This is a genomic window from Poinsettia branch-inducing phytoplasma str. JR1 (assembly GCF_000309465.1).
Lineage (GTDB): Bacteria > Bacillota_I > Bacilli_A > Acholeplasmatales > Acholeplasmataceae > Phytoplasma > Phytoplasma pruni.
Map to the genome: position 1 here is coordinate 1 of NZ_AKIK01000104.1, position 4015 is coordinate 4015.

General features: G+C 26.8%; 6 protein-coding genes. 1 reads left to right on the plus strand and 5 read right to left on the minus strand.

What is annotated here, in order from left to right:
• Positions 1-164 precede the first annotated feature (164 nt).
• Positions 165-821: an adenylate kinase gene (locus tag ON17_RS02330; RefSeq protein WP_017191888.1), complete on the plus strand. Its 657-nt coding sequence runs from the start codon at positions 165-167 to the stop codon at positions 819-821.
• Positions 822-1045: 224 nt separating this feature from the next.
• Here the strand turns inward: ON17_RS02330 and ON17_RS02335 are convergent, their stop codons facing one another.
• From ON17_RS02335 to rplU, 5 genes are read right to left on the minus strand one after another with little or no spacing between them, the layout of a single operon-like run.
• Entirely contained in the window at positions 1046-1654 is a 609-nt protein-coding gene (locus ON17_RS02335; protein WP_017191889.1) for a hypothetical protein, read from the minus strand.
• Positions 1655-1667: 13 nt separating this feature from the next.
• Positions 1668-2927: a GTPase ObgE gene (gene obgE / locus ON17_RS02340; protein ID WP_017191890.1), complete on the minus strand. Its 1260-nt coding sequence runs from the start codon at positions 2925-2927 to the stop codon at positions 1668-1670.
• A 31-nt stretch (positions 2928-2958) separates the two neighbouring features.
• On the minus strand, positions 2959-3255 hold the full coding sequence (rpmA, locus tag ON17_RS02345) for a 50S ribosomal protein L27 (protein WP_200902620.1): 297 nt from the start codon (positions 3253-3255) through the stop codon (positions 2959-2961).
• A 13-nt stretch (positions 3256-3268) separates the two neighbouring features.
• Positions 3269-3580, minus strand: coding sequence for a ribosomal-processing cysteine protease Prp (locus tag ON17_RS02350; RefSeq protein ID WP_017191892.1), 312 nt, complete (start codon positions 3578-3580; stop codon positions 3269-3271).
• A gap of 4 nt (positions 3581-3584) precedes the next feature.
• Positions 3585-3893: a 50S ribosomal protein L21 gene (rplU, locus tag ON17_RS02355; RefSeq protein ID WP_017191893.1), complete on the minus strand. Its 309-nt coding sequence runs from the start codon at positions 3891-3893 to the stop codon at positions 3585-3587.
• Between the last annotated feature and the right edge of the window lie 122 nt (positions 3894-4015).

A 4015-nucleotide genomic window follows, 5' to 3' on the forward strand; every position in this document is an offset into this window, starting at 1 on the left:
ATTATATCAAATAAAATAATTTATATTTAAATTTATATTGATGAGTAAGTATCAAACATTATTATCCATTACCCATCAAAAGAAATATTTATTTTCGATCTCTTATGGTAAAAAAAGATATCAATACCAATATGAATATAAAGACAAAATAAAAGAGGCAAAAAATGAATATAATATTAATAGGACCGCCCGCTACTGGTAAGGGGACGCAAGCTTCTGCTTTATCTAAACATTTCAATATTCCTCATATATCTACAGGAGATATATTTAGAAAACATTTTGTGTTAAAAACTAAATTAGGTAAATTAGCTAATTCTTATATCGAAAAAGGTTCTTTAGTGCCTGATGAAGTGACAAACGCTATGATAAGTGAACGCTTATCACAAAATGATGTTAAAAATGGTTTTGTTTTAGACGGTTTTCCTCGTAATTTATTTCAAGCTAAATTTTTAACTAAAGAATTTGAAGATAAAAAGATCATTTTAACTAAAGTTATTTACTTCAATTCTAGCGAAGAATGTTTAAAGCAAAGAATTTTAGGGAGAATTATTTGTCCTAAATGTGGAGAAATTTATCACTTGGTTACTAAAGTCCCTCAAAAAGCTAATTTATGCGACAAAGATAAAACGCCTTTAATTCGAAGAAAAGACGACAATTTAGAGACTTTCAATAAACGTTTAAATATTTACAAACAAGAAACTCTTCCTTTAGTGGAGTATTATCAAAAAGAAAACAAAATAATAGAAATTATCGTTAACGATCCTAAAATATCTATTAAAGATGTAACTCAATTATTATTAAAAAAAATATCTCATCTTTAAAAGATAAAAAATCATCCATATAAAAATAAAAAAACAAATTATTTAATGAAAATTAAATAGTTTGTTTTTTTATTCATCCTCCTCTTTTTTTTAACAACTTTTTTAAGAAAGAAGGTTTATTTCTTATTTTAAAATAAAAAGGAACTATAAACTTGGACTATAAACTTCAAGGATTAAAAACCTAAAAGGAAAAAGTTCTTCTTAACGAAACAAAATGATTTTTTTTAATTAAAAAAAAACACGTTTAATAATTGTTTTTTAATAATACGGTATAAATAAGTAATTAAAAAAGAGACTAAAAAAACGCTGATAAATTTAATGTATAAAAAAGGCGTTAAAAATCTTCCCATAAAATTATCTTGTAATAAAGTCGTAAAACTGCCTTCTTTTTTGTTGAAAATAGCGTCTATAAAAAAGAAATTTAAAAGGATAAAAAGAAAAAAATGCATCACCGCAATAAAGGTAATAATTAAATAATGTTTTAAAAAGGACATATCCTTATTTTTTAATATTAATAAAGGTAAAAAACCCCAACAAAAAGCGAAAGAAACACTTAAAAGGGGATTATAAGGATAAAGTGATTTCCTAAGGCAAAAACTCACAAATTCTGATAAAAAAGCCGCTACAGAAGCAACAAAATAATTTTTGTTATACAAAGATATAAACAAAAAAGGGATTACTTTTAAAAAATCTAACCAAAGGAATTTTTGTAACGGTCGGACAAAACCTAAAATTTTAGGCGTCATCACGTTTAAAACAATGGATAAAGCCGATAAAGAAGAAGCAAACACCAATTGCTTTAAATTAATATATCTCAAGTTATTTTTTTTCATACTTATGACTGGATTAAGTGGCTATTTCAAAAATATAATCACAAATTTTCACTTGATTGTTATCTTTCATACCCTTTCTTTTCAATTCTTCTTCTACGCCTATTTTTTTCAAAATATGAGAAAATTTTTTCACTGATTCGTAGTTATTAAAATCTGTTCTATAAAAAAACTTTTCTACCATTTTACCTTTCACAACAAAATCGCCAAATTCATCTTTATAAACTTCAAACTGTTTTTCTTCATCCAAAGTAAAAAACTGATGAGTTGTATCTATTTCCGGCATAATCGGTTGATGATTTTTCAAAGAATCTATAATTTTAAATTTCAACGCATCTAAATTAAAACTATTCCAAGTAGAAATGGAAAGAATGTTTTCCTCAGAAATTTTTTTTTGAAAGTCAGCTAATTTAGCTTCAGAATCGGGCAAATCCATTTTATTAACCACAATGATTTGTGGTTTTTTTAAAATAGCTGGATTATACATTTTTAATTCTTGCAGTAAGTTTTGATAATTTTGATAAATATCATCACTTTCAGGACTTAATAAATGAACCAAAACTTTACATCTTTCGATATGTTTTAAAAAACTAATACCCATTCCACGACCTAAATGTGAATTTTCAATTAAACCAGGAATATCAGCTACTGTAAAACTAAAATCTTGATGATAAACCATCCCTAAAAAGGGTTGTAAAGTAGTAAAAGGATAAGAATCTACTTTAGGTTTAGCATTAGAAATAACCGAAATTAAAGAAGATTTACCAACATTCGGATAACCGATTAAACCAACATCAGCTAAAACTTTTAACTCTGTTTTAATGGTTAAACTTTCTCCTAAATCACCTTTTTCCGCGAAATTAGGTACTTTATTTTTGGAGTTGGCTAAAGCGAAATTACCACGACCGCCACGACCGCCTTTAGCGATAACTAACTGTTGACCATGTTCTAAAATTTCCCCAATAAAACTATTATCTTTATTATTGTAAACTAAAGTCCCTAAAGGCACTTTAACAAATAAATCTTCAGCTTTAGCGCCATTTTGAGTTTTATTTTTACCGTTAACACCGTGTAAAGCTTTTATTTTCGTTTTGTATCTCAGTTTTAATAAAGTGTTTTCACCGGATTCACCAACAAAAATAACGGATCCGCCTTGTCCGCCGTTTCCTCCAGAAGGACCTCCATAAGGAACGAATTTTTCCCTTCTAAAAGAAACAATTCCGTTACCGCCGTTACCAGCTTGAACGAAATTTATTGCTTCATCTATAAAATTCATTTATAATTGTTCCTTCTCAATTGAAAAAACATTAATTTAATTTGTTTTCCAAAAAGTAAACAGAAACTTGTTTTTTCTTATTTCTTTTAGTTTCGTACTTAACAATTCCGTTGACATGAGAAAATAAAGTATCATCTTTACCAATGCCTACATTGTTACCAGGAAAAATTTTTGTTCCTCTTTGACGGTAAATAATAGAACCCGCATTAGCACGTTGACCGTCTGATAATTTAGCTCCTAATCTTTTAGAATGAGAATCACGACCATTACGAGTCGAACTAACACCTTTTTTAGAAGCAAATAATTGAATATTTAATTTTAACATGATTAAAACACCTTTTTTAAATTATTTTTTCTTGTAAATATTTACTATAAGTTTTATTTAAATCTTTTAAGGAATATTCTAAATTAGTTAAGAGATTATTGACAATCTCGTCTTTTTCTAATAAATTTAAAAAAAAATATCCTTGTTTCAATTGAAAAGTGACTTTTTTTTGTAAACCGAAAAATTCAATAGCATTCATAGTGAGAATAATAGCTGTGGAAACAGAAGCACAAACTATATCTTTATTTTTAACAGCGTATAAAGCGTGACCTTTAATTTCTATTTGTTGAATGATGTTGTTTTCTTTTTGAAAAAAATATTCAATCATTGACTTAAATGATTATCTTAGTGATTAAAAATTTAGTATAAAGTTGTCTATGACCTTGTTTTAAACGATATTTTTTTCTTCTTTTGTATTTCGCTACAATTATTTTTTTAGCTTTACCTTGTTTAAGCACTTTAGCTTCAATTTTAGCTCCTTCAACGAATGGAGTGCCTAAAATTTTCTTATCGTTTTCAATAGCTAAAACTTCTTCAAAAACGTAATTTTCTTCTTCATTAACAGGTAATTTTTCTACATAAATTTCTTGACCTGGAGACACTCTAAATTGCTTGCCTCCTGTTTTTATAATCGCAAACATTTCGCAATCCTCCTTTTTTTATTTTTTTATAATTTAATTTATCCCAATTTATAGCATAACACTTTTTGACAACATTATTATCATAAAATCCATCATTTCTCAGAAAAATAAAAAAACAAATT

What these genes read in the sequence shown, in the direction of transcription:
- obgE (WP_017191890.1), bottom strand. Translation starts at nt 2,927, where the DNA reads ATGAATTTTATAGATGAAGCAATAAATTTCGTTCAAGCTGGTAACGGC.
- ON17_RS02350 (WP_017191892.1), bottom strand. Translation starts at nt 3,580, where the DNA reads ATGATTGAATATTTTTTTCAAAAAGAAAACAACATCATTCAACAAATA.
- ON17_RS02335 (WP_017191889.1), bottom strand. Translation starts at nt 1,654, where the DNA reads ATGAAAAAAAATAACTTGAGATATATTAATTTAAAGCAATTGGTGTTT.
- ON17_RS02330 (WP_017191888.1), top strand. Translation starts at nt 165, where the DNA reads ATGAATATAATATTAATAGGACCGCCCGCTACTGGTAAGGGGACGCAA.
- rplU (WP_017191893.1), bottom strand. Translation starts at nt 3,893, where the DNA reads ATGTTTGCGATTATAAAAACAGGAGGCAAGCAATTTAGAGTGTCTCCA.